This window comes from Ideonella livida (genome assembly GCF_010499455.1).
Lineage (GTDB): Bacteria > Pseudomonadota > Gammaproteobacteria > Burkholderiales > Burkholderiaceae_C > Ideonella > Ideonella livida.
In genome coordinates this window covers 1-24,433 of sequence record NZ_JAAGOH010000031.1, presented here as the reverse complement: position 1 = coordinate 24,433, position 24,433 = coordinate 1, and the positions used below count along the sequence as shown (strand labels likewise).

Below are 24,433 nucleotides of genomic sequence, written 5' to 3'. Positions count from 1 at the left end.
TCCCTCCTGCCAGCGGCCACGGCTGCCGGCGCCGGGATCGATTCCGCCGGATGCACCGGCGTGGATGCCCGGTTTCAGGTGGGAGGGCGTGTCTGGCCGGCCTGGGCATCCTCTAGAGCCCACCGGCATCCGGTGCGGCTCGCGGATCCCTTCCGGGGCCTGGGAGGGGCGGCCTGCCGTCCGGCCCTCCGGGCGCCCCGATTTCCGGCGGCAACGCCCGAGAGACCATGGACCAAGCACGCGAACACGAACTGTCTGCCGACCTGAGCGCTCTGGCCTGGGTGCAGGACGAACTGCGCCGCACCCTGGAGAACGCCAACAAGTCCTTGCGCCGTCATCAGCGGGAGCTGGAGGCGGCCCAGGAGCAGGATGGCCGGCAGGTGCCCACCACGGCGCTGCTGCAAGCGCGCAACCTGGTGCATCAGGTGGTGGGGGCCCTGGTCATGATCGGGCAGGCCGATGCCGCGCGATTCGCCCGGGCGGCCGAACTGGCTGTGCAGCAGTTCATCACCGGCAACACACCGCTCACCGTGGGGGCGGTCGTCACCCTGGAGCAGGCGTCTTTCGGTCTGCTGGAGCTGCTCCGACGCCGACTCAACGGCCAGGCGCTGCCGGCGGCCTCGCTCTTTCCCCAGTACCGCGCTGTCTGCGCGTTGGCGGGGCAAGACAAGATTCAGCCCTCCGACCTTTGGGACCTGCCGGCGGGCGGACGCGCGTTGCTGGGTCGCGGCGTGCCCCTGAAGGCGGCGCTGCCGCCCAAAGTGCGTCAGGCGGTCGAGCGCCGTTTGCTGGACTTCTTCCGCACCGGTGATCTGGAGGCTGCCCGCCACATGGCGGCCCAGTACGACCTGATCGGCCGCTCGCCCTTCGGGCAGGTGGATCCCGTCTGGCGTCTGGCGGCGGCGGTCTTCGAGGCTGTGGGGGCCGGGCTCCTGCCGGCAGACCTCTACGTCAAGCGGGTCGCCTCGCGGCTGTTGGGGCATTTGCGCGAGGTGGAGCGTGGTCGCAGCGACCACGTCGAGGATCTGGTCAAGGAGCTGCTTTTCGCCTGCGCGCGCGCCCAGCGGGTGAGCACCCTGCCGCCTGCCTTGTCCGCTGTGCTGAGTGATGTGGACTTGCCCGACCTCTCCGGTTTGTCCTTCGAGCGAAGCGCCCTGGGCCGCTACGACCCGGCCCTGGTGCCGGTGGCCAAGCGGCGGGTGGCGGTCTTGAAGGAGACCTGGTCCAACCTGGCTGCGGGTGAGCTGGCGCTGCTGGAGGGTCTGGGCGAGCAGGCGGCGCTGGTCAACGATTCGGTCAACCAGCTCTTCCCTGAAGGCGACCGGTTGGCGCAGGCCCTGCAGCGCGCGGTGGACAGCACCGAGCGCAGCCGCGCTGCGCCCAGCCCGGCGCTGGCCATGGAGGTGGCCACCACGCTGCTGTGCCTGGACGCTTCCCTGGAAGGCGCCGGCCTGGAGGAGACCGACCTGCACGAGCGTGTGCAGCGTCTGGCCCAGCGGCTCGACACGGTCACGGCAGGCCAGGAGCCTGAGCCGGTGGAGCCCTGGGTCGAAGCCTTGTACCGGGAGATTTCCGACCGCCAGAGCATGGGCAGCGTGGTGCAGGAGCTGCGCGCATCGCTGGCCGAGATCGAGACCGAGTTGGACCGGTTCCACCGGCATCCCGATGAGCCGGGCGCCCTGGGCGCCGTGCCGGGGCAGCTGGGCTCCATGCGTGGGGTGTTTTCGGTGCTCGGGCTGTCGCATGCCTCGCAGGCGGTCAGCCGCATGCGTGATGAGGTCGCAGCCTTGCTGCACGCGCCGGTGGCCGGTGCGGCCGGGGCGGCCGTTGCCCAGCAACTGGCCGACAACCTGGGCGCCCTGTCCTTCCTGATCGACATGCTCGCCGTCCAGCCCCAGCTGGCCCGCAGCCTGTTCAAGTTTGATGCCGCCACCGGGCGCTTCAGCACCTTGATGGGTCGCCAGGCGGAGGAGCCTCAGGAGGTGGAACCGCAGGCCGTCGAGGCGACCCCGGAGCCAGTCCTGTCCAGGGACACGGCGGCGTCTCCGCAGGACTCCGCATCTTTGGCGACGCCGCAGGCGGCACCGGTCGCGGCGCCCCCTGCCCCGGTGGCGGCGCCCATGCCTGCGCCCGCGCCGGTCGCGGCGGCGCCGGTGGTCGCCGCAGCGCCGGTGCCCCAGGAAGACGACGAGGATCTCGAGATGCGCGAGATCTTCATCGAGGAGGCGCGCGAAGTGGTGGTGGGTGCGCGCGACGCGCTGCAGGTGCTGGAGCGCCACCACCAGGATACCGACGCGATGACCACCATCCGCCGGGCTTTCCATACGCTCAAGGGCAGTGCCCGCATGGTCGGGCTGAAGAATTTCGGCGAGGGCGCCTGGGCCTGTGAGCAGCTCTGCAATGCCGTCCTGGCTGCCGCGACCGTGCAGGCCGATGCCGGCCTGCGCGGTTTTGTCGCCGAGACCCTCCAGCAGTTCGAGCGCTGGATTGACGAGGCGGTGCAGGGGGACTTGTCGGCCGAGGCACCGCAGGCGCTGATCGCCCGTGCGCACCAGCTGCGCGCCAAGGTCACCGGAGAGGAGCTGGCCCCGGTGCTGGTGGCCACGCCGGTGGCGCCTGCGCCTGTGCCGGCAGCCGCACCTTTGCATGAACTTGCAGCGCTGCAGGTGGACCCCGCATCCGAGCTGATGCCCGAGGCGACGGCGTTGCCCTCCGAGGCCGCGCCTGAGGAAGGTTTCGCTTTCGCCGACGACCTTGCCGAGGTGTCCGGTTCCGACCTGCCGCTGGACTTTGTGTCGGCGGAGCCGGCCCAGCCCGAGCCGTCCCTTGAACCGTCCCATGAGGCGCCCGCGTCTGCCGGGGCGCTTGAGCTCGACTTCGACATCGAGCCTGAAACCATCGAGCCCGCCCCCGCGCCCCCGGACACCGACTGGATGTCCACGGCCGTGGGTTCGCTCGACGACCTGGAGGAGGATGAGCCTGCCGGGTCGACCCTGGATCTCGATCTGGCCCTGCCTGAGGCACCGTCCGTGGCGCCGCCCCTTGACCTCCCGCAGGAGGCTCCGGAGGCCACGCAGCCCATGCTGGAGCAGCCGCCGGTGCTGGAGGTCGTCCTCGCGCCCGAAGGGCAGGACGCGGTCGAGCTCCCGATGGAGCTGCCGCCTGGCGACGGGTTCGAGGAGGCTGCCGAGCTGCCGGACCTGCCGCTGACCACGGAAGCCGTGGTGCCTGCTGCCGCGCCGGCCAACGACAGTTTCCTGCTGCTGGACTTGCCCGACGACGGCGAACTGGAGGCGTCCGCCGCCAGCGTGCCCGCACCGCTGATCGATCTGGATGTCGACCTGATGGTGCAGGACGAGGGTGTGGCCGCCCTGGGCGAAGCGCCTTTGCCGGGTGTGGCCGACGGACTCCTCGATCTGGACCTGCCGGGGTCGTCGGAGTTGTCAGACCTGCCGGTGCTGGAGGCCGAGTGGCCGCAGCCGTCACCGGACGCCGAAGTACCGGCCCTGCCGGTGGCCGAGGTGTTGACCGCCGATCCGCAGGCGGCCGATGCCGCCGACGACGCGCTGGTGCTGGAGCTGCCAGCGCTCGAGGAGATCCTGGTCGAGACGCCGCCGGTGGCGGTGGACGAGGCGCCGGCCGCCACGGCGGTCGAGGAGGTTCCGGCGCCGGCGCCGCTGCCCAGCAATGTCACCCCGCTGCAGACCGATCACGAGCGCTTCAAGTCGGTGGGCACACTGCAGATCCCCATCGCCCTGTTCAACATCTACCTCAACGAGGCGGACGAGCAGGTGCGTCGCCTGCACACCGCGCTGGCCGAGTGGCAGCTGGAATCCTTCCAGCCGGTGGAAGACACGCCCATCGCCCTGGCCCATTCGCTGGCGGGCAATTCGGCCACAGTGGGTTTCCGCAGCCTGTCGGATCTGGCGCGACGGCTGGAGCATGCGCTTGAGCGCTCCCAGCTGCGCGGGCAGGGCTCCGACGCGGAGGCGGAGCTCTTCCTGGCGGTGGCCGAGGAAATCCGGCGCCTGTTGCATCAATTCGCGGCCGGCTTCCTGGCCGATGCCGATGCCGGTCTGCTGGCCCGATTCGCCGCGTATGAGGAAGAGGAGTCGGCCCAGCACTTGGCCCGTGTGACCGCGCCCATGGACCTGCTGGCCCACGATGGGCTGGAGGACGAACTCCTGGCCGCACCCATGGCTGAGCTGGAGCCGGAGCCCGAGGGGTCGGACACCGACCTCAGCCTGGACTTTGAGCTGCTGGAGGCCGAGGCGCCGCCGGCCGTTCCGGTCGAGGGTTTCGAGGCCACCGTGACCGATCTGCCATTGGCGGCCGAGCCGGCCGCCGAGGTGCCGCTGTCGCCCTGGGCGCCCGAGGCGGGGCTGGTCACGCCCGACAGTTTTGGCCGCGAGCCCGACGTGGCGCTTCCCGACTTGGCCGAGTTGCCGTTGGTGCTGGAGGCGGCGCCCGAGGAGGAGGCGTTGGTCAGCGGGTTTGAGGCAGAGCCGACGCCGGTGGGCGAGACGGTGCTCGACCTTGACCTCGGTGCCGTGACCGACGCGGCCGTGGTGCCCGACGAGGTGCTCCTGCCGACGGATGTGCTGGAGCTGGCGACGCCGGTGGTGGACGCTGCGTTCGTGCCGGAGGTCGAGCCGGTCGTCCTGCAGACCGCCGAGCCGGTGGTGCCGGCTGCGCTGGCGCCGGTGGCGACACCGTCGCACCTCGAGCGGGTCGGCGATCTCGAGAGCCTGGACCCCGAACTCTTTGCGCTTTTTGCCGAAGAAGGCAAGGAGCTGCTGCCTCAGCTGGGCGAGCAGATGCGCGCCTGGGAAGACGACCTGTCGGACATGGGGCGGGCGGCCTTGGCCATGCGTTCGCTGCACACCTTCAAGGGCAGTGCCCGGATGGCTGGCGCGATGCAGCTGGGCGAGCTGGCCCACCGCCTGGAGACCTCCATCGAGGAGGTGCTGGGTCGAGGCGCCCTGGATGCCGGCCTGCTGCAGGAGCTGCAGACCGGCGTGGACACCTTGAGCGAGCAGTTTGACCGTCTGCTGCGTGGCGAGCCCCATGAGGAGGCGCAGCCGCTGGCGGAGTCCGGCGTGGCGGCGCTCGAGGCGCCGGTGGCCGAGGTGCTGCCGCGTGCCGAGCTGCCCGCCCCAGAGGTGACGGTGGCAGCGCCGTTTGCCATCGAGCTGCCGCAGGTGGCGGAGCCGGAACCGGTGCTGCCGGCCGCCGTGGCGGCCGTGGGCGGGCAGGTCGACTGGGCCCAGCTGGCGCTGCGCCGTGCCTCGTCGACCCTGGCCGCGGGGGTTGCGCAGGATGCGGCGGCCCAAGGCACGGTGCGCGTGAAGGCCCCGCTCCTGGACCGCATGGTGAGCCATGCGGGCGAGGTGGGCATCACCCGCGCCCGCATTGCCTCGGACATGGGTCAGATGCAGAACTCGCTGCGCGAACTGACCGACAACCTGGAGCGTCTGCGCCGCCAGCTGCGCGACCTGGAGATCCAGGCCGAGACGCAGATGACCTCCCGCATGGAGGCCGCGCGCCAGCTGCACCAGAGCTTCGACCCCCTGGAGATGGACCGGTTCACCCGCGTGCAGGAACTGACCCGCATGCTGGCCGAATCCGTCAACGACGTGGGAACGGTGCAGCGCGGCCTGGTGCAGACGCTGCAGGATGCGGAAGATCAGTTGGCCAACCAGCTGCGTCTGACCCGCGACCTGCAGGACGACCTGCTGCGTGCCCGCATGGTGGAGTTCGACAACCTCTCCGACCGCCTCTACCGGGTGGTCCGTCAGTCGGCCAAGGACACCGGCAAGCTGGTGCGCTTGAACCTGGTGGGCGGCAGCATCGAGCTGGACCGTGCCGTGCTGGACCGCATGGCCGCGCCGTTCGAGCACTTGCTGCGCAACGCCGTGGCCCATGGCATCGAGACGCCGGCCCACCGTGAAGCTGCCGGCAAGCCGGCCTCGGGCCACATCGAGGTCAGCCTGCACCAGATCGGCAACGAAGTGCAGATTGAGGTGCGTGACGACGGCGCGGGCCTGGACCTGGCCCGCATCGAGGCCAAGGCCCGGGCCGCGGGGCTGGTGGCTCCGGATGCTCAGCTCTCCGAGGCGGAGCTGGCCGGCATGATCTTCCGTTCAGGCTTCTCCACCGCCAGCGTGGTGACCGAAGTGGCCGGCCGGGGCGTCGGCATGGATGTGGTACGTGCCGAGGTGACCGCCATGGGCGGACGCATCGAAACCGCCACCAGCACCGGGCAGGGCACCACCTTCCGCCTGGTCCTGCCGCTCACCACGGCCGTGACGCAAGTGGTGGTGCTCGACGCCGGCGGACCGGTGGTGGCCGTGCCGGCCACCCTGGTCGAGCTGGTGCGTCGGGTGCCCGTGGCCGAGGTCGAGGCCGCCTACCGCACTGGTGTGCTGCGCCATGGCGAGCGTGAAATTCCGTTCTTCTGGCTGGGCAGCCTGTTGCAGGATGCCGTGCGCGGCCAGGTGGAAGGCCGGACCGCGCAGGTGGTGATCGTGCGAAGCGCGGCGCAGTACGTGGCGCTGCATGTGGCGGCTGTCTCGGGCAACCAGGAAGCAGTGGTCAAGAACCTGGGCACGCAGCTGTCGCGGCTGCCGGGCTTGGCGGGCATGTCGCTGTTGCCGACCGGTGGCACCGTGCTGATCTACAACCCCGTGGCGCTGGCGGCGGTGTATGGCCAGGACATCCGCCGCCGCCTGCAGGAGTTGCAGGCCGAGCCGGTGGGTGGCGAGACGCAGCCGGCTGCGGCTGCCGCCCTGGCCAGTGCGGCCCCGGTCCAGCCGGCCGAGGCGCAACCGGCGCTGGTGATGGTGGTGGACGATTCGCTGACCGTGCGCCGTGTCACCCAGCGCCTGCTGCAGCGCGAAGGCTATCGCGTGCTGCTGGCCAAGGACGGCCTGGACGCGCTGGAGAAGCTGGTGGACGAGCGCCCGGTGGTGATGCTGTGTGACATTGAGATGCCGCGCATGGACGGCTTTGACTTGGTGCGCAACCTGCGCAGCGATCCGCGTCTGGCCGACCTGCCGGTGATCATGATCACTTCGCGGATTGCGCAGAAGCACCGCGAACATGCGCACGAATTGGGCGTGGACCATTATCTTGGCAAGCCATATGACGAAGACCTGTTGCTGGGATTGGTGCGCGACTACGCCGGCGTGACGGTGGCGGCCTGACCCCATCGTTGCAAAGTCGGTTGCGCCGCGGGGTGGGGCCGATGGGTTGGCCCGGCGGGCTCCAAGGCGCGCCCCAGGGCAAGGTTCAGGAGACGGATGCGTGTCGGAACTGGTGATCCATCTGGCGACACTGGCGGGGTTGCGGGATCGGGATGCCCTGGACCAGGCCCTGGTACGTGCCATGTCGCAGTGTTTTCCCATTTCGGCCGTGCAGTGGGTGCGCCTGGTCGGCGAAGGGGCGGATCGCCGTTGGTTGCCGCGCCTGCAGTGGTGCTCGGGTGGGCCTGCCGCGCTGGTGGACACCACCCAGCATCCGTTTGAACATTGGCCCCGCTTGGACGAGCGGCCGTCATGGGCTGCGGTGCTCTCCCCGGTGGCGCCGGCGCTCCAAGCCGACGGCGCCTTGGTCTGGCCGGTGCTGGTGGAGGGGGCGGCGCGCGGCGTTTTGGTCTGCAACCTGTCCATGGCGCTGGGGCCCCTGCAGCGCGAGCGCCTGGAAGCGCTCATCGACGTCTGGCGCCATGTCCACGGTCTGCTGGATTACAGCGAACGGGACACCCTCACTGGCCTGGCCAACCGCAAGTCCTTTGACGAGAGCTTCTACAAGGCTTCGGCGCTGCCGATGCAGGCCGATCCCGCCGGTGCACCCGGCGCGGAGCGGCGGGGCGTGTCCACCGGCCAGTACTGGTTGGGCGTGATCGACGTGGACCATTTCAAGCAGGTCAATGACCGCTTTGGTCACCTGATCGGCGACGAGGTCCTGCTGCTGCTGTCCCGGGTGATGCTGCGGTCCTTCCGCCATGACGACCTGCTCTACCGGTTTGGCGGTGAGGAGTTTGTCGTGCTGCTGCGTTGCGGCAGCGCCGAACATGCGCGGCTGGCGCTGGAGCGTTTTGCCTTGGCGGTGCGCACGGCGGTGTTTCCCCAGGTCGGCAGCATCACGGTCAGCGTGGGCTATACCGATGTACGGGCTGGAGACACCCCGTCGGCGGCGGTGGCGCGGGCCGACCAGGCGGTCTACCACGCCAAGGCCCATGGCCGGGACCAGGTCTGCCACCACGGCACCTTGGTGGCGCAGGGCCTGCTGGCGGCCGAAACGTCGCAGAGCGACGTCGAGTTCTTCTGAAGACCGTCAAGCTGGCGGGACAGCGCCCGCGGCGTCCAAGGCCTTGAAACGTTGCAGCGTACGTTCGCGTGCCTGTGCGTGGTCCACCACCGGCGCGGGATAGTCACGCCCCAGGGCCACGCCCGCAGCACTCAACAGACCGGCCGGTGCGGTCCAGGGGGCATGCAGGCTGCGCTCATCCAGTCCCGCCAGTTCGGGCACATAGCGGCGGATGAAGCGCCCTTGGGGGTCGAACTTCTGGCTCTGGGTGACGGGATTGAAGATGCGGAACCAGGGCTGGGCGTCGCAGCCGGTGGAGGCGGCCCACTGCCAGCCGCCGTTGTTGGCGGCCAGGTCGAAGTCGTTGAGCCAACGGGCGAACCAGGCCTCGCCGCGGCGCCAGTCCACCCCCAGGTCCTTGGTGAGGAAGCTGGCCGTGACCATGCGCAGCCGGTTGTGCATGTAGCCGGTCTGGCGCAGCTGCCGCATGGCGGCGTCGACCAGCGGGTAGCCGGTCCGGCCCTCGCACCAGGCCTGCAGCAGGCGTTCCGCCTCGGGACCTTCGTCCCAGCGCAGGGCGTCGAACTCCGGCTTGTAGCAGTGGGTGGCCACGCGGGGGTGGTGGTGCAGGAGCTGGTGGTAGAAGTCCCGCCAGATCAGTTCCGACAGCCAGGTGGACGCGCCGCTGGAGCCGGCCTGGGCCAATGGCCAGGCGCTGCGCGCGAGTTGGCGGATGGATACCGTGCCAAAGCGCAGGTGGGTGCTGAGGTAGCTGGGGCCCTTGACCGCCGGGAAGTCGCGGGTCTGGTCGTAGCGCGCCAGGCGCGGCAGGAAGTCGGCCAGGAGCTGGGCGGCGCCCTGGCTGCCCGTTGGCAGTCGCAGCTGCGCCAAGTCGGTGGTCTCGAAGCCGATGTCGGCCAAGGTGGGGACCCTGGGCGATCCCAGCAGGGTCGCCGGCCAGGCGGCCAGGGCCGCGTGGCGCGCCGCCCGGCTCTCCAGCGCCTGTGGCTCGGCCTGCAGGCGTTTGAGCCAAGCGTTCTTGTAAGGGGTGAACACGCCGTAAGGGCCGCCGGAGCCGGTCATCACCTCCCGGCGCTCGAACACCACATGGTCCTTGACGCTGTGCCAGGCCACGCCCCGGCGGGCCAGGGTCTGGCTTACCGCGCCGTCGCGGGCCAGGGCGTCGGGTTCGTCGTCATGGGCGGCAAACACCGCCTGCACGTCCAGGAGGGCGGCCAGGGCGGGCACTTCCTGGCGGGCCGGGCCGTGGCGGACGATCAGCCGCACGTCGGGGCTGCCGGCCTCCCGACCGGCGCGCTGCAGCTGCCCGTCCAGGTCCACCAAGCTCTCCCGGATGAATTCGACGCGCCGGTCCTGGCGGGGCAGCAGGTCGAGGATGTCGGTGTCCAGCACAAACACCATCCAGACCTGGCGGCTGCGGGAACAGGCCGCGGCCAGGGCGGAATGGTCCTCCAGCCGCAGGTCCCGGCGGCACCAGACCAGGGCACGGTCAAGCAGTGAACTCATCCGGGCAGTGTGGCACGGGCCCGTGCGCCTGCCAGGCCTGGGGCCAACGGGGCACTGAAATAGAATCGCGGGATGGCTGAACACGGCATGGACCTCACCAACCAGTTCCTCATCGCCATGCCCGGCATGAAGGACGACCGCTTCGCCGGCACGGTGGTGTACCTGTGCGAGCACAGCGCCAAGGGCGCGCTGGGGCTGGTGATCAACCGCCCGGTGGACATCACCCTGGGCGAACTCTTCGACAAGATCGAGCTGGACCTGGGCGATGGTGCGCTGTCCCGCCAGCCGGTCTTCTTCGGCGGCCCAGTCCAGCCGGAGCGCGGTTTTGTCCTGCACGATCCGCTCTGTGCAGACGCCTCGGCCTTCGCCTCCACGCTGGACGTGCCCGGCGGCCTGGCCATGACCACGAGCAAGGACGTGCTGGAGGCCCTGGCGCGGGGCGAGGGCCCACGCCGGGTGCTGGTCACCCTGGGCTACAGCGGCTGGTCGGCGGGGCAGTTGGAGGAGGAGCTGGGCCGCAATGGCTGGCTCACCGTGCCGGCGGACGCCGGGGTGATCTTCGACACGCCGGTGGAGCAGCGCTACAGCCGTGCGCTGGGCCTGCTGGGCATAGATCCGCGCATGCTCTCGCTGGAGGCCGGTCATGCCTGAGGCCTGCCACCGCGGGAGCCGGCGCCCATGAGCGTGCCGCCGCGCACGCTCCCCCCTGGCCTGGGCGCCGCCTCCACCTTTCTGGCCTTTGATTTCGGCACCCTGCGCGTGGGCGTGGCCACGGGCAATGGTTTCATGCGCCAGGGCCAGGCTTTGCGCACCATCGCGGCCACCGGCGATGCGCGTTTTGTCGCCATCCAGGCCTTGATCCGGGAATGGCAGCCGCAGGCCCTGGTGATTGGCGTGCCCTTTCATCCGGATGGGGCTGAGCATGAGAACACCCACCGGGCCCGCAAGTTCGGCCGGCAGCTGCACGGGCGCTTCCGGCTGCCGGTGCTGGAGGTGGACGAGCGCTACACCACCACCGAGGCCCTGGCCAGCGGCGCGCGCGATGCCGACGGCGCCTCGGCGGTCCTGATCCTTGAGCAATTCTTCCGGGAAACCTTCACATGAGCATGATCTCCCTGGACGCGCAGGCGCTGTATGGCGAGCTGCTGCGGGGCGTGCGGTCGCTGCTGCGGCCGGACCTGTCGCTGGTGGGCGTGTGGTCGGGCGGCGCCTGGCTGGCCGAGCGCCTGCACGCCGACCTGGGCCTGACCGGCCAGCACGGCGTGATCTCCTCGTCGCTGCACCGCGACGACTTCTCCGCCCGCGGCCTGGCTTCCACCAAGGACGCCACGCACCTGCCTTTTGCCATCGACGGCCGGCACATCCTGCTGGTCGACGACGTGCTGCACACCGGCCGCACCACGCGTGCCGTGATCAACGAGCTGTACGACTTCGGCCGTCCCGCCAGCGTGCAACTGGCGGTGCTGGTCGACCGTGGCGGCCGCCAGATGCCCATCGAGCCCGGGTTCGCCGCGGCCCGGCTGGCGCTGCCCGAGGGCCAGCGCTTGTCGCTGGACCGCGATGGCGACGGCCGCTTCATCTTCACCCTGGCCTGACGAGGAGGCAGGACGACCATGCTGTCCAAACGCAACCCGCAGCTCAACCGCCACGGCGAGCTGATCCACCTGCTGTCCATCGAGGGCCTGCCCAAGCAGGTCCTGACCCACATCCTGGACACCGCCAGCACCTTCCTCTCGGTCAACGACCGCGAGGTCAAGAAGGTGCCGCTGCTGCGCGGCAAGAGCGTGTTCAACCTGTTCTTTGAGAACAGCACCCGCACCCGCACCACCTTCGAGATCGCGGCCAAGCGCCTGTCGGCCGACGTGATCAACCTGGACATCGCCAAGTCCAGCGCCTCCAAGGGCGAGAGCCTGCTCGACACCATCGCCAACCTCTCGGCCATGCACGCCGACATGTTCGTGGTGCGCCACAGCGAGTCGGGCGCACCCTACCTGATCGCCCAGCACTGCGCCCCGCATGTGCATGTGGTCAATGCCGGCGATGGCCGCCATGCGCACCCCACGCAAGGCCTGCTGGACATGTACACCATCCGGCACTTCAAGAAGGACTTCAGCAACCTCACCGTGGCGGTGGTGGGCGACATCGTGCACTCGCGCGTGGCCCGCTCCGACATCCATGCGCTGACCACGCTGGGCGTGCCCGAGATCCGCGCCGTGGGTCCCAAGACCCTGGTGCCCGGTGACCTGCGCGAGATGGGGGTACGCGTTTGCCACGACATGGCCGAAGGCGTGAAGGACGCCGACGTCATCATCATGCTGCGCCTGCAGAACGAGCGCATGAGCGGCGCCATGCTGCCCAGCGCCGGCGAGTTTTTCAAGAACTTCGGCCTCACCGACGACAAGCTGGCGCTGGCCAAGCCTGACGCCATCGTCATGCACCCGGGCCCCATCAACCGTGGCGTGGAGATCGACTCCGCCGTGGCCGATGGCGCGCACAGCGTGATCCTGCCGCAGGTGACCTTCGGCATCGCCGTGCGCATGGCGGTGATGTCCATCGTCGCCGGCAACGAAGCCTGACCCCGGGGAATGCACACACCATGAAGATCCTGATCCGCAACGGCCGTGTGGTGGACCCGGCCTCCGGCCGTGACGAGCGCGCTGACGTCGCCGTGGCCTCTGGCCGCATCCTCACCATTGGCCAGGTTTCGGCCGACTTTGACGCCCAGCGCGTGATCGACGCCACCGGCTGCATCGTCGCCCCGGGCCTGGTGGACCTGGCCGCCCGCCTGCGCGAGCCCGGCCACGAACACGAAGGCATGCTGGAGAGTGAGCTGGCCGCCGCCGCCGCCGGCGGCGTGACCAGCCTGGTTTGCCCGCCCGACACCGACCCCGCGCTCGACGAGCCGGGCCTGGTGGACATGCTCAAGTTCCGCGCCCGCAAGCTCAGCCGCTGCCGCCTGTTCCCGCTGGGCGCGCTCACCCGTGGCCTCAAGGGCGAGGTGCTCACCGAGATGGCCGAGCTCACCGAGAGCGGCTGCGTGGGCTTCTCCCAGGCCGAGGTGCCCATCATGGACACGCTGGTGATGCAGCGCGCCCTGATGTATGCCGCCACCTACGGCTACACCGTGTGGCTGCGGCCGCAGGATGGCTACCTGGGCAAGGGCGTGGCGGCCAGTGGCCCGGTGGCCACGCGGTTGGGCCTGTCGGGCGTGCCGGTGGCGGCGGAAACCATCGCCCTGCACACGATCTTCGAGCTGGTGCGCTCCACCGGTGCCCGCGTCCACCTGTGCCGCCTCTCCAGCGCCGCCGGCGTGGAGCTGGTGCGTCAGGCCAAGGCCCAGGGCCTGCCGGTGACGGCCGATGTGAGCATCAACTCGCTGCACCTGACCGACGTGGACATCGGCTACTTCAACTCGGCCATGCGCTTGAACCCGCCGCTGCGCCGCCAGGCCGACCGCGACGCGCTGCGCCGTGGCCTGGCCGACGGCACGATCGATGCACTGGTGTCCGACCACACCCCGGTGGACGCCGACGCCAAGACCCTGCCCTTTGGCGAGGCCGAGCCGGGCGCCACCGGCCTGGAGCTGCTGCTGAGCCTGACCCTCAAATGGGGGCAGGAGCAGGGCCTGAGCCTGGCCGACAGCCTGGCCCGCATCACCGCCAAGCCAGTGCAGGTGCTGGGCGAGTCCCTGGGCTCGCTGGCCCAGACCGCCGGGCAGCTGGTGGAGGGCGGCGTGGCCGACCTGTGCGTGTTCGATCCCGAGGCCATCTGGCAGGTCACGCCGGGCGCGCTGCGCAGCCAGGGCAAGCACACGCCCTTTGATTTCGCGACCAGCGGCACGGCGCTGCCGGGCCGGGTCAAAGCCACGTTGGTGGCCGGCACCGTGGCCTACCAGGCGGACTGAGCCCGCGCGAACCGCCGCGGGGCCAGGCCGGCGGGCCCGCCCCGCTTCACAGCCCTGACGCACGCCGGCCGCACACTGTCCGCCCCATGGTCCTGATCCGTTTCCTGCTGGCGCTGCCCCGCGCCGCCTGGCGCCTGCTGCGTGTGCTCCTGCATGTGCTGTGGGGGCTGCTCATCCTTGCCTTCCTCTTTGACCGGCTGGACACGGCCGGCCGGCATGCCCGCATCGGCGCCTGGAGCGCCGGCTTGCTGCGGGCCCTGGGCCTGCGCCTGCAGGTGCACGGCCAGGCCCGTGCCGGCGCCGGGCTGCTGGTGGCCAACCACGTCTCCTGGCTGGACATCGCCGCCCTGCACAGCGCCTGCCCTCGGGCACGCTTCGTCTCCAAGGCCGATGTGCTGCAGTGGCCGCTGCTGGGCTGGATGATCCGCCAGGGTGGCACCCTGTTCATCCAGCGCGAGCGCAAGCGCGATGCCATGCGTGTCGTGCATGAGATGGCCGCCGCCATCGGCCAGGGCGACCTGGTGGCCGTGTTCCCTGAAGGCACGACTGGCCCGGGTCACCCGGTGCTGCCTTTTCATGGCAATCTGCTGCAGGCCGCCATCGCGGTAGCCGCTCCCATCCAGCCGGTGGCGCTGCGCTACCACCAGCCGGGCCAGGCCTTCGCCGAGGCTGCCCGGTACATCGGCGACACCACCCTGCTGGGCAGCTTGGCCTGCATCCTGATGGCCTCCGGCCTGACGGTCGAGGTCGACTTCCTCAGCCCGCAGGCCAGTGCGCATGCCGACCGCCGGTCGCTGGCCGAGGCGCTGCGCGGGCAGCTGGAGGCCGCGCTGGAAACCCGGGCGCAGGCGGGCTGAGCCGGCAGCGGCGGCGGCGGGTCGCCCATGGAAAAGGGGCGCCACGGCGCCCCTTTTGCGTTTCGGTTCCCCGCCACCCAGACCGGTGGACCGGGCGGGAGGCGGGCGCCGGGTGTCAGGCCTTGCCCTGGTTGGCCACGGCCGCGGCGGCCTTGGCGGCGGCTTCGGCGTCGCCCAGGTAGTAGCGCTTGATCGGCTTGAGGTCGGCGTCCAGCTCGTACACCAGCGGGATGCCGTTGGGGATGTTCACGCCCACGATGTCGTCGTCGCCGATGTTGTCCAGGAACTTGATCAGCGCGCGGATGGAGTTGCCGTGCGCGGCAATCAGCACACGCTGGCCGCTCTTGATCGCCGGGGCCAAGGCGTCGTCCCAGGCGGGGATGACCCGGGCCACGGTGTCCTTCAGGCATTCGGTCAGGGGCACGGCGTCGGCCGGCAGCTTGGCGTAGCGCACGTCCTGACGCTGGCCGCGCGGGTCGGCCGCTTCCAGGGCGGGCGGCGGGGTGTCATAGCTGCGGCGCCACACCAACACCTGGGCATCGCCGTACTGCTTGGCCATGTCGGCCTTGTTCAGGCCCTGCAGGCCGCCGTAGTGGCGCTCGTTCAGGCGCCAGTCCTTGACCACCGGCAGCCAGTCGCGGTCCATGGCGTCCAGGCAGTGGTTGAGGGTGTGGATCGCGCGCTTGAGCACCGAGGTGTAGGCCACGTCGAACTCGTAGCCCTCGGCCTTGAGCAGGGCGCCTGCGGCCCGGGCCTGGGCGATGCCGGTGTCGGTCAGCTCCACGTCGGTCCAGCCGGTGAAGCGGTTTTCCAGGTTCCAGGTCGATTCGCCGTGGCGGATCAGCACGAGCTTGTACATGGCAGACGGTGGCGCCGGACAAGGGCGCGGCTATCAGGGTTGCAGAAAGGGCGGCCGGGGCCGCAAAAGCACTGAATTCTATAATTCGGCCCCTTTTGGCAATTTGACGGACAACCCCTGTGAGCTTCCTGATCCAGAACTGGCTGCTGATCCTGACCGCCCTGGTCTCCGGGGGGCTGCTGCTGTGGCCCTCTCTGCGTGGCGGTGCCGGCGGTGGGGTGACCCCCAGCGAGGCCGTGATGCTGATGAACCGCGAGAAGGCCGTGGTCATCGACGTGTGCGAGCCCGCCGAATACGAGGCCGGCCACATCGCCGGCGCGCGCAGCATCCCCCTGGCGGGCCTGGCCGAGGCCAAGAACCTGCCCAGCAACAAGAGCCTGCCCCTGGTGGTGGTGTGCGCTTCTGGCATGCGCTCGGGCCGCGCCGCGGCCGCCCTGCGCAAGCTTGGCCACGAGAACGTGCAGTCGCTCAAGGGTGGCATGCGCGCCTGGCGCGAGGCCGGGCTGCCCCTGCAGACCGGGGCCTGAGCCCCGCCGGGGCCGGGCAGGGGGCAGGGTGGGGGAGACCCCGGGATTGGGCAGGCGCGCCACAGTGTTATTGCGCACCCATGACAATCCGGCTCCCCGTTGATTCCTGCCCCAAGAAGAGCGCGCCATGAACAAGGTCCGGATGTACACCACCCAGGTCTGCCCCTACTGCATCCGTGCCAAGGCCCTGCTCAAGCAGCGCGGTGTGGACGAGATCGAGGAGATCCGCGTGGACCTGGATCCCCAGCAGCGTCAGGCCATGATGGAGCTCACCGGCCGGCGTACCGTGCCCCAGATCTTCATCGGCCAGACCCATGTGGGCGGCTGTGACGACCTGGTCGCCCTGGACCAGCGCGGCGGGCTCACCCCGCTGCTGCAGGTCGTCTGACCTGCCGCGCGGTGGCCAGCCTGGGCCACCCCCTGGGCCATAATCCCCCGCTGGCTTGCGGCGGGACGGGCAGGTGCCACCCGGCCGGAGCTGATCTCCTGTAGAAAGTTCTTCCATGGCCGACCAAGACGCATCCCCCGTGTTCCAGCTGCAGCGCATGTACCTCAAGGACATGTCGCTGGAGCAGCCGAATTCGCCGCAGATCCTGCTGGAGCAGCAGCAGCCCCAGGTGGACATCCAGCTGGCCATGGGCGCTGAAGGCATCGCCGACGGCGTCTTCGAGGTGAGCGTGACCGCCACCGTTACCACCAAGGTCGGCGAGCGCGTGCTGTTCCTGGTGGAGGCCAAGCAGGCCGGCATCTTCGAGATCCGCAACCTGCCCGAAGACCAGGTCCAGGGCATCCTGCGCGTGGTGTGCCCGCAGATGATCTACCCCTACCTGCGCGCCATCGTCTCGGACATCTGCACCCGTGCCGGCTTCCCGCCGATCCTGCTGACCGAGGTGAACTTCCAGGCCATGTACGAGGCCCAGGGCGCCGAGGGCGCCGCCAACTGATCCCCTCGGGGCCGGGCGCTCGCCCCTTGCAGGCCCCGCATGGTGCGCCGCTCCGCCGGAGCGGCGCCGCCGGATGACCACCATGCGCATTTCCGTACTGGGCGCCGGTGCCTGGGGCACCGCCCTGGCCATGGCGGCGGCCCGCCGCCATGACGTGCTGCTGTGGGCCCGTGACGCGGGCCAGGCCCAGGCCCTGCAGCGCGAACGGGTCAACACCCGCTACCTTCCCGACCACCCCTGGCCCGACGGCTTGCAGGCCACCGCCTCGCTGGCGCAGGCGCTGGCGCATGCCCGGGACGGCCTGTTCCTGCTCGGCACGCCCATGGCCGCACTGCGGACCACCTTGCGTGCGCTGCCTGAGCGGGCCAGCGCCTTCTGGCTGTGCAAGGGCTTTGAGGCCGGCACCGGACTGCTGGGCCACGAAATCGGTGCCCAGGAGCGGCCGCAGGCCCGGCTGGGCGTGCTCTCCGGCCCCAGCTTCGCGCAGGAGGTGGCCCAGGGCCGCCCCACCGCGCTGGTGGCCGCCGCCGCCGACACCGACCTGGCCGAGCTGGCGGTGCAGGCCCTGCACCACGATCAGCTGCGTCTCTACACCAGCAACGATGTCGCTGGCGTCGAGGTCGGGGGGGCCGTCAAGAACGTGCTGGCCATCGCCACCGGCGTGGCCGATGGCCTGGACCTGGGCCTGAACGCCCGCGCCGCCTTGATCACCCGCGGCCTGGCCGAGATGAGCCGGCTGGGCCTGGCCATGGGCGCCCGGGCCGAGACCTTCATGGGCCTGACCGGCATGGGCGACCTGGTGCTCACCGCCACGGGCGACCTCTCGCGCAACCGGCGCGTGGGCTTGATGCTGGCGCAGGGCCTGGCGCTGCCCGAGGTGCTGGCCCGCCTGGGCCATGTGGCCGAGGGCGTCTACAGCGCCGCCACCGTCGCCCAGCGCGCCCGCGAGCTGGGTGTGGACATGCCCATCGCCAGCGCGGTGCAGGCCCTGCTCGACGGCCGCCTGGCCCCGCGCGAGGCCGTCAGCCGCCTGATGCAGCGCGACGCCAAGCCCGAGTGGGGCGTCTGAGCCCCGCCGGCGTCCTGGCCCCCCGCTGAGGCCTGCGGCGCGCGGCTAAGCCCAAAGACGGCGGGCAAAGCCGCCGCTGTTCCGCCGGCCCGCACGGGCCCTTCTGCCCAGAATTTCCTCAACTCCCAGCCGGGGCTGCCGATGGCGCCCCTCCCCTGGGAGGAGCAGACGTCAACGTCCGCCCCGACCGTGCGCCGGGGTGCCAGAGGAGCGGGCCACCGTGCGCATCAGTCTTGTCATCCGGACCCTCAACGAGTCCACCTACCTGCCCGCCCTGTTGCAGGGCGTGCAGCGTCAGCGGCTCCCGGCGGGCTGGACGGTGGAGTGCGTGCTGGTGGACTCCGGCTCCACCGATGGCACCGTCCAGATCGCCCAGCGCTTCGGCTGCCGCATCCACACCATCCGGCGCGAGGAGTTCTCCTTCGGCCGCTCGCTCAACCTGGGCTGCGAGGCCGCCGCCGGCGACATCCTGGTCTTTGTCAGCGGCCACTGCGTGCCCACCGACGAGCACTGGCTGGCCCGGTTGTGCGAGCCCATTGCCACCAGCCGGGCCGACTACACCTACGGCCGCCAGATCGGCGGGCCCACCAGCCGCTACAGCGAGACACGGATCTTCGCCAAGTACTTCCCCGGCCGCTCCTCGGTGCCGCAGCAGGGCTACTACTGCAACAACGCCAACTCGGCCCTGGCGCGAAGCACCTGGTCGCTCTACCGCTTCAATGAGGAATTGACCGGGCTGGAGGACATGGAGCTGGCGCGCCGCCTGGTGGAGGACGGAGGCCTGGTCGGCTACGTGGCCGAGGCCTGCGTGCACCACCACCACCAGGAGAGCTGGGCGCAGGTGCGCCGGCGCTTCGAGCGCGAGGCCATCGCCCTGCGCCGGATCATGCCGCAGGTCCATGTGGGCCTGTGGGACACCGTCCGCTACATCGCCAGCAGCGTCTGGCTGGACCTGCGCCGTGCCCGGCGCGAGGGCCAGGCCCTGCGCCAACTGCCGGGCATCGTGCGCTACCGCTGGGAGCAGTACCTGGGCGCCTGGCGCGGCCACCACCAGCACCGCAAGCTGTCCCGGCAGGAGAAGGAGCACTACTTCTTCCCCGACCTTGTCATCACGAAGGACCTCTCCCATGACGAAATACAGGAACGTCGCCTTGCTGCCCATGAAGGCCAACAGCGAGCGGGTGCGCGGCAAGAACTTTCGCGAGTTCTGCGGCAAACCGCTGTTCCGGTGGATGTTGGACACCCTGCTGGCGGTCCCCGAGATTGACCTGGTCGTCATCAACACCGATGCCCGCCACATCCTGGCCGCCAACGGCCTGGTGGACGCCGAGCGCGTGCTCATCCGCGACCGCCGGCCCGAGATCTGCGGCGACTTCGTCTCGATGAACCTGGTCATTGCCGACGACATCGCCGCCATCGAGGCCGACACCTACCTGATGACCCACACCACCAACCCGCTGATGAGTGCGGACACCGTGCAGCGGGCCCTGGGCGCCTACGAGCAGGCGCGTGAGGCTGGCCGCGCCGACTCGCTGTTCACCGTGGACAAGGTGCAGACCCGCTTCTACCGCGCCGACGCCAGTGCGGTGAACCACGACCCCAAGCACCTGATCCGCACACAGGACCTGGAGCCCTGGTTCGAGGAGAACAGCAACCTCTACATCTTCAGCCGCCAGAGCTTTGCCGCCACCCAGGCGCGCATCGGTGCGCGTCCGACGATGTACGAGGGCCCCTTCTTCGAGTCCATCGACATCGACACCCCGAGCGACTGGGACTTTGCGGTGGTGGCCGCCCGCTACCTGATGGAGCAGCGGGCCGCGGCCGCCGGTGCCCCCGCGGGCCAGGCCCAGGCCCTGGCCGCCATCCAGGGGGCCGCTGCGGCGGCCGCGCACACGGTGGCCGCCGGCGCCGCCTCCACGGCCTGAGCCGCCAACGCCCCTTCCTCCCCTTCGACCTCCCCATGCCCATGCCCAAGATCCTCGTCACCTGCCCGCCCATGCTGGGCATGATCCAGGAGTTCATGCCCCTGGCCGCCGCCCAAGGCTTTGAACTGGTGCCCGCCCAGGTCACCCAGACCCTCAGCCAGGACGAGTTGTGCGCCCTGCTGCCCGCCTATGACGGCTGGATCATCGGCGACGACCCCGCCACCCGCCGGGTGTTCGAGGCCGGCCGGGCCGGTCGCCTCAAGGCCGCCGTCAAGTGGGGCATCGGCGTGGACAACGTCGACTTCGCCGCCTGCAAGGATCTGGGCATCCCCATCATCAACACCCCGCAGATGTTTGGGGGCGAGGTGGCCGACGTGGCCCTGGGCTACGTCATCGGCCTGATGCGCCAGCTCTTCGAGATCGACCGCGGCGTGCGTGCCGGCGCCTGGCCCAAGCCCGCCGGCCGCAGCCTTGCCGGCAAGACCGTGGGCCTGGTCGGTTTTGGCGACATCGGGCGCAGCCTGGCCAGGCGCCTGCGCGCCTGTGAGATGGACGTCATCGCCTTCGACCCCGGCCAGGCCGGGGACGGCGGCATTGCCGGCGTGCAGCGTGCAGCCTGGCCCGAGCGTGTGGGCGAGTGCGACGTGCTGGCCTTCACCTGCGCCCTCAACGCCCACAACCGGCACATGCTCAACGCCGCGGTGCTGGCCCAGGCCAAGCCCGGCGTGATGGTGGTCAACGTGGCCCGGGGGCCACTCATCGACGAAGCCGCCCTGGTGGACGCGCTGCAGCGCGGCCAGGTGCGCGCGGCTGCGCTGGACGTGTTCGAGGAGGAGCCGCTGCCCGCGGCCAGCCCGCTGCGCGACCTGCCGCAGTGCATCTTCGGCTCGCACAACGGCTCCAACACCCAGGACGCCGTGCGCCGTGCCAGCCACGAGGCCATGCAGCGCCTGTTCGGCTTCCTCCGCGACTGAGCCGGACCGCACCCTTGACCCTGACGGGAGACCCCATGCCGGCCACCGGACCCCAGGACGTCGTCATCATCACCGGCGCCGCCGGTGGCATCGGGCAGGCGCTGGTGCGGGCCTATGCCCAAGCCGGCTGCGCCGTGCTGGGCGTGGACCGCAGCGCCGCGCCCGAGGACCTGCCGGCCCGCCACTGGCTGCAGGTCGACCTGGCCCGCAGCGTGGCCGACGCCGACTACGCCGCCGGTGTCTTCCACACCGTGCGCGCACTGCTGGCCGGCCGGCCGCTGCGCGCCCTGGTCCACAACGCCGCCACGCAGGTGCTGGGGGGCACCACCGAGCTCAGCCTGGCCGACTGGCAGCTCACCCTGCAGGTCAACCTGCTGGCGCCCTTCCTCTGGACCCAGGCCCTGCTGCCGGAGCTGGAGGCCGCGCCCGGCAGCGTGCTGCACATCAGCAGCATCCACGCCCGCCTGACCAAGCCCGGCTTTGTGGCCTATGCCACCAGCAAGGCCGCCCTGAGTGGCCTGACCCGCGCCATGGCGGTGGACCTGGGAGGGCGGGTGCGGGTCAACGCCCTGGAGCCCGCGGCCATCGCCACGCCCATGCTGGAGGCGGGCTTTGCCGGCGACCCCGACGCCCGCTGCACCCTGGACCACTGCCACCCGCAGGGCCGCATCGGCCAGCCCCAGGAGGTGGCCGCCGCCGCCCTGGCCCTGACCCTGGGCGAAGCCCGCTTCCTGCACGGCGCCTGCCTGGCGCTGGACGGGGGCATCGGCGTGCGCCTGCACGACCCGGCCTGAAGCTGCGCCCCCACGCCACCGTCGCCCGCCCCATGCCTCCTGACCTCACCCACGCCCTGGCCGCCGACGAGGCCCGCCTGGCCTGGCACGACCCCGCCGCCCTGGGCGAAGGCCTGCACTGGGACCCGCTGCGCCAGCGCCTGTGGTGGGTGGACATCCTCACCCACCGCGTGCTGGCCTGGGGCCTGGACCCCGAGGACCCCCCGCAGGCCTGGCGCCTGCCGCACCGCGTCGGGTGGGTCCTGCCCTGCCAGGGGCAGTCCGCCCTGCTGCTGGGCCTGCAGCCCGGGGTGGCCGCCTGCACCCTGCCCGAGCCCGGCGGCTCCCCGCAGGCGCCGCGCGAGGTGTCCGAAGCGCAGCTGCAATGGCTGCTGCGTCCGCTGCAGGACCCTGCGCTGCGGCTCAATGACGCCAAGGCCGACATCACCGGCGCGGTCTGGCTGGGCTGCCTGAACCACGAGGACGAGCGCCGGGCCGACGGCGCCCTGTGGCGCTGGCACCCGGGCGACGGCAGCCTGCACCGCTGGGACGCCGGGCTGGGCGTGGCCAACGGTCCGGCGGTGGACCCCTTTGGCCAGTACCTGGTGCACAACGACAGCGCCGCCCGCACCCTCTACCGCTTTGCCCTGGACATCCGCAGCGGCACCTTGGGCCCGCGCGAGGTCTGGAAGGTCTTCAGCCCGGCCGAGGGCCACCCGGACGGCATGAACTTTGACGCCGAGGGCGGCCTGTGGGTAGCCCACTGGGGCGCGGGCTGCGTCAGCCGCTTCGCCCCGGACGGACGCCTGCTGCGCCGGGTCTGGGTGCCTGCCGAGCAGGTCACCAACGTCTGCCTGGCCGGCCCGCGGCTGGACCGGCTGTTCATCACCACCGCCCGCACCGGCCTGGACGCCCAGGCCCTTGCGCGCCAGCCCCTAGCCGGCTCGCTGTTCGAGCTGCCCCAGCCCGGCGTGCGCGGCTTGCCTGGCCTGCCCGCAGCCTGCCCGGCGGCGCTGGGCTGAGGCATGGTCGCCCCGCCCGCACGGCTTGGTCCGTCCGCCCCGGGCCGGCGCCTGTCCCGGGGACTGTCCTGGCGCGGCGCCCTGGCGTTGGCGCTCGGCCTGAGCCTGGCCGTCCCGGTACAGGCCGCAGGCCCCTGGACCCTGGCCCAGGGGGCTGCGGTGCATCCGCCCCACAAGGGAGAGGTGGCGGCCCGCTCCGACGTGATCGCCTCGCCGCGTTTTGCCCGCCCCGAGAGCCTGGAGGTGCTGACTGCCTACGGCGCCACCCGGGCCGAGTGGGTGGGACTGGCGGAGGAGGCCTACGCCCGCCAGCTGCGCGCGGCCGTCCCCTTCCTCGGGGGGGCCGTCAACGGCACCCAGCGCCTGCCCGACCCGGCTGGCTGCGCCCGCGACCTGGACGGCCAGGTGCTGGTGCCGCCGTGGATGCGCACCTGGGCCGGCCGCTGCTGGCTGTCCACCCTGCATCCGGTGGCCCGCCAGGCCCAGCGCGATGCGGTGGCCCTGGCGCTGGCGCGCGGCGCCGAATCCCTGCACTACGACGACCCGCTGCTTCAGGTCCACCCGGCCCTGTTCCAGGGCGGAGACTTCAACCCTGCCACCCAGGACGCCTTTCGGGACTGGGTGGCCCGCCATCCCGATGCCGCCCTCATGCAGCGCCTGGGCTTGGCCGGCTGGCGTGGCAGCTACCGCGAGTACCTGGCCGAGCGCCACCAGGTGCGCGACGCCGCCGACTACCGCGCCCGCTGGCGTCGCCTGCCCAGCACCCCGGTGTGGTTGGACTTTCAGCGCTGGGCGGTGGACGACTGGTTCCGCACCCTGCGTGGCCTGCTGCAGCGCCCGAACGGCAGCCGCCGCGCGCTGGCCCTGAACCTGTCGGTGCTGCACGAGCCGGACGAATCCAACCGCTACTTCTTCCTCAGCCGCTGGGCCGACGTGGCCATGAGCGAGACCCATGTGGACGACCTGGCCGTGCTGCGCCGCCATGCCGCCACCGCCCGCGCACTGGGCCTGGGCTTCAGCCCCTCGCTGCGCCCGCGGGACCTGGCCACCAACCGCCAGGCCATTGCCATGCTCTACGCCCTGGGCGCCAACCCGGTGGTGCCGTGGGACGTGTACGTGGGGGTCGACGGGCAGGGCCAGGCCCAGCGCTTCTTCGGCGCTCCGGCCGACTATGCCGACCTCTACCACTTTGCCCGGCGCCTGCAGCCGGTGGTGGACGGCACCGAGCTGGCGGTGCAAGTGGCCGTGGCCGTGCCGGTGCATGCGTATGCGGCCGCGCCTACCCAGGCCCTGCTGCAGCGTCTGATGCAGGCCCAGCTGCCCTTTGCCTTCGTGGCCCTGGGGGGGCGGGCCACCCATGCCGAGCCCGGCGGCCCGCCCCCTGTGCCGCCGGTGGCCCCGGCGCAGTGGGCGGCGGTGCAGACCGTCCTGAGCCCCGGCCCGCTGGCCGACTGGCCCGCGGCCGACCTGGCCGCCGCGCGTGCTGCCGGCCACACCCCCCGGCAGGCCCAGGCCGAGGAACCCTTGGAACGCTGGATCTGGCAGCGTCAACCCGCCGGCCAGCCGGTGCTCACCGTGCTGCCCCGGGCCACGGCCGCCGGGCAGCGCCTGCACCTGCAGGTGGTGGACCCCTCGCAGGCGGCGGTGCTGGCGCCCCGTCTGGCCGAAGCCACCGCGGCCAGTGCCGCGACACCCCCGCCCCCGGTCAGCCCACCGCCCGCCGGCGGGTCCGGCAGCCCCCC

General features: G+C 71.2%; 19 protein-coding genes and 1 pseudogene. 18 read left to right on the top strand and 2 right to left on the bottom strand.

All coding sequences use genetic code 11. The features are described from left to right. Positions 1–227: 227 nt before the first annotated feature. On the top strand, positions 228–7,205 hold the full coding sequence (locus tag G3A44_RS23740) for an Hpt domain-containing protein (protein ID WP_239061966.1): 6,978 nt from the start codon (positions 228–230) through the stop codon (positions 7,203–7,205). A 100-nt stretch (positions 7,206–7,305) separates the two neighbouring features. Then, complete coding sequence (locus G3A44_RS18855) at positions 7,306–8,331, top strand: GGDEF domain-containing protein (RefSeq protein ID WP_163459308.1); 1,026 nt, start codon at positions 7,306–7,308, stop codon at positions 8,329–8,331. A gap of 6 nt (positions 8,332–8,337) precedes the next feature. On the opposite strand, the gene G3A44_RS18850 is transcribed toward G3A44_RS18855, so the two are convergent. Continuing rightward, positions 8,338–9,837, bottom strand: coding sequence for a cryptochrome/photolyase family protein (locus tag G3A44_RS18850; protein ID WP_163459307.1), 1,500 nt, complete (start codon positions 9,835–9,837; stop codon positions 8,338–8,340). A 72-nt stretch (positions 9,838–9,909) separates the two neighbouring features. On the opposite strand from G3A44_RS18850, the gene G3A44_RS18845 reads away from it, so the two are divergent. The 6 genes from G3A44_RS18845 to G3A44_RS18820 all read left to right on the top strand — a co-directional run bounded on the left by G3A44_RS18845 (position 9,910) and on the right by G3A44_RS18820 (position 14,598). Beyond that, complete coding sequence (locus tag G3A44_RS18845; RefSeq protein WP_163459306.1) at positions 9,910–10,488, top strand: YqgE/AlgH family protein; 579 nt, start codon at positions 9,910–9,912, stop codon at positions 10,486–10,488. A 27-nt stretch (positions 10,489–10,515) separates the two neighbouring features. Continuing rightward, a complete protein-coding gene (gene ruvX, locus G3A44_RS18840) occupies positions 10,516–10,941 on the top strand; it encodes a Holliday junction resolvase RuvX (protein WP_163459305.1) in 426 nt (141 codons plus the stop codon). Then, positions 10,938–11,432 (top strand): bifunctional pyr operon transcriptional regulator/uracil phosphoribosyltransferase PyrR, encoded by a 495-nt coding sequence (pyrR, locus tag G3A44_RS18835; protein WP_163459304.1) that lies wholly within the window; start codon positions 10,938–10,940, stop codon positions 11,430–11,432. Before ruvX ends, pyrR begins: the two co-directional genes overlap by 4 nt. Before the next feature lie 18 nt (positions 11,433–11,450). Then, positions 11,451–12,413 carry an aspartate carbamoyltransferase catalytic subunit gene (locus tag G3A44_RS18830; protein ID WP_163459303.1) on the top strand — a complete coding sequence of 321 codons (963 nt, stop codon included), beginning with the start codon at positions 11,451–11,453 and terminating at the stop codon, positions 12,411–12,413. 20 nt (positions 12,414–12,433) lie between these two features. Further along, positions 12,434–13,741, top strand: a complete 1,308-nt coding sequence (locus G3A44_RS18825; RefSeq protein ID WP_163459302.1) for a dihydroorotase — start codon at positions 12,434–12,436, stop codon at positions 13,739–13,741. 86 nt (positions 13,742–13,827) lie between these two features. Next, complete coding sequence (locus G3A44_RS18820) at positions 13,828–14,598, top strand: lysophospholipid acyltransferase family protein (protein ID WP_163459301.1); 771 nt, start codon at positions 13,828–13,830, stop codon at positions 14,596–14,598. A 115-nt stretch (positions 14,599–14,713) separates the two neighbouring features. Here the strand turns inward: G3A44_RS18820 and gpmA are convergent, their stop codons facing one another. After that, the gene (gene gpmA / locus G3A44_RS18815) at positions 14,714–15,457 is read right to left on the bottom strand and encodes a 2,3-diphosphoglycerate-dependent phosphoglycerate mutase (protein ID WP_163459300.1); all 744 of its coding nucleotides are present in this window, start codon (positions 15,455–15,457) and stop codon (positions 14,714–14,716) included. A gap of 119 nt (positions 15,458–15,576) precedes the next feature. Here gpmA and G3A44_RS18810 point away from each other — a divergent pair, with 119 nt between their 5' ends. From G3A44_RS18810 to G3A44_RS18765, 10 genes and pseudogenes are all read left to right on the top strand, one after another. Further along, positions 15,577–15,984: a rhodanese-like domain-containing protein gene (locus G3A44_RS18810; protein ID WP_163459299.1), complete on the top strand. Its 408-nt coding sequence runs from the start codon at positions 15,577–15,579 to the stop codon at positions 15,982–15,984. A gap of 127 nt (positions 15,985–16,111) precedes the next feature. Further along, positions 16,112–16,372 carry a glutaredoxin 3 gene (gene grxC, locus G3A44_RS18805; protein WP_163459298.1) on the top strand — a complete coding sequence of 87 codons (261 nt, stop codon included), beginning with the start codon at positions 16,112–16,114 and terminating at the stop codon, positions 16,370–16,372. 115 nt (positions 16,373–16,487) lie between these two features. After that, on the top strand, positions 16,488–16,928 hold the full coding sequence (secB, locus tag G3A44_RS18800; RefSeq protein ID WP_163459297.1) for a protein-export chaperone SecB: 441 nt from the start codon (positions 16,488–16,490) through the stop codon (positions 16,926–16,928). 82 nt (positions 16,929–17,010) lie between these two features. Further along, positions 17,011–17,997, top strand: coding sequence for an NAD(P)H-dependent glycerol-3-phosphate dehydrogenase (locus tag G3A44_RS18795; RefSeq protein ID WP_163459296.1), 987 nt, complete (start codon positions 17,011–17,013; stop codon positions 17,995–17,997). A 220-nt stretch (positions 17,998–18,217) separates the two neighbouring features. Continuing rightward, positions 18,218–19,264 (top strand): glycosyltransferase family 2 protein, encoded by a 1,047-nt coding sequence (locus G3A44_RS18790; RefSeq protein ID WP_163459295.1) that lies wholly within the window; start codon positions 18,218–18,220, stop codon positions 19,262–19,264. Continuing rightward, positions 19,158–19,922 carry an acylneuraminate cytidylyltransferase family protein gene (locus tag G3A44_RS18785; protein ID WP_163459294.1) on the top strand — a complete coding sequence of 255 codons (765 nt, stop codon included), beginning with the start codon at positions 19,158–19,160 and terminating at the stop codon, positions 19,920–19,922. Before G3A44_RS18790 ends, G3A44_RS18785 begins: the two co-directional genes overlap by 107 nt. Positions 19,923–19,963: 41 nt before the next feature. Next, entirely contained in the window at positions 19,964–20,896 is a 933-nt protein-coding gene (locus G3A44_RS18780) for a phosphoglycerate dehydrogenase (RefSeq protein ID WP_203561472.1), read from the top strand. Positions 20,897–20,931: 35 nt separating this feature from the next. Further along, a complete protein-coding gene (locus G3A44_RS18775) occupies positions 20,932–21,690 on the top strand; it encodes an SDR family NAD(P)-dependent oxidoreductase (protein WP_163459292.1) in 759 nt (252 codons plus the stop codon). A gap of 32 nt (positions 21,691–21,722) precedes the next feature. Then, entirely contained in the window at positions 21,723–22,691 is a 969-nt protein-coding gene (locus G3A44_RS18770; RefSeq protein WP_163459291.1) for an SMP-30/gluconolactonase/LRE family protein, read from the top strand. Between the two features lie 3 nt (positions 22,692–22,694). Then, positions 22,695–24,433: pseudogene (locus tag G3A44_RS18765) on the top strand (hypothetical protein); the annotation flags it as partial.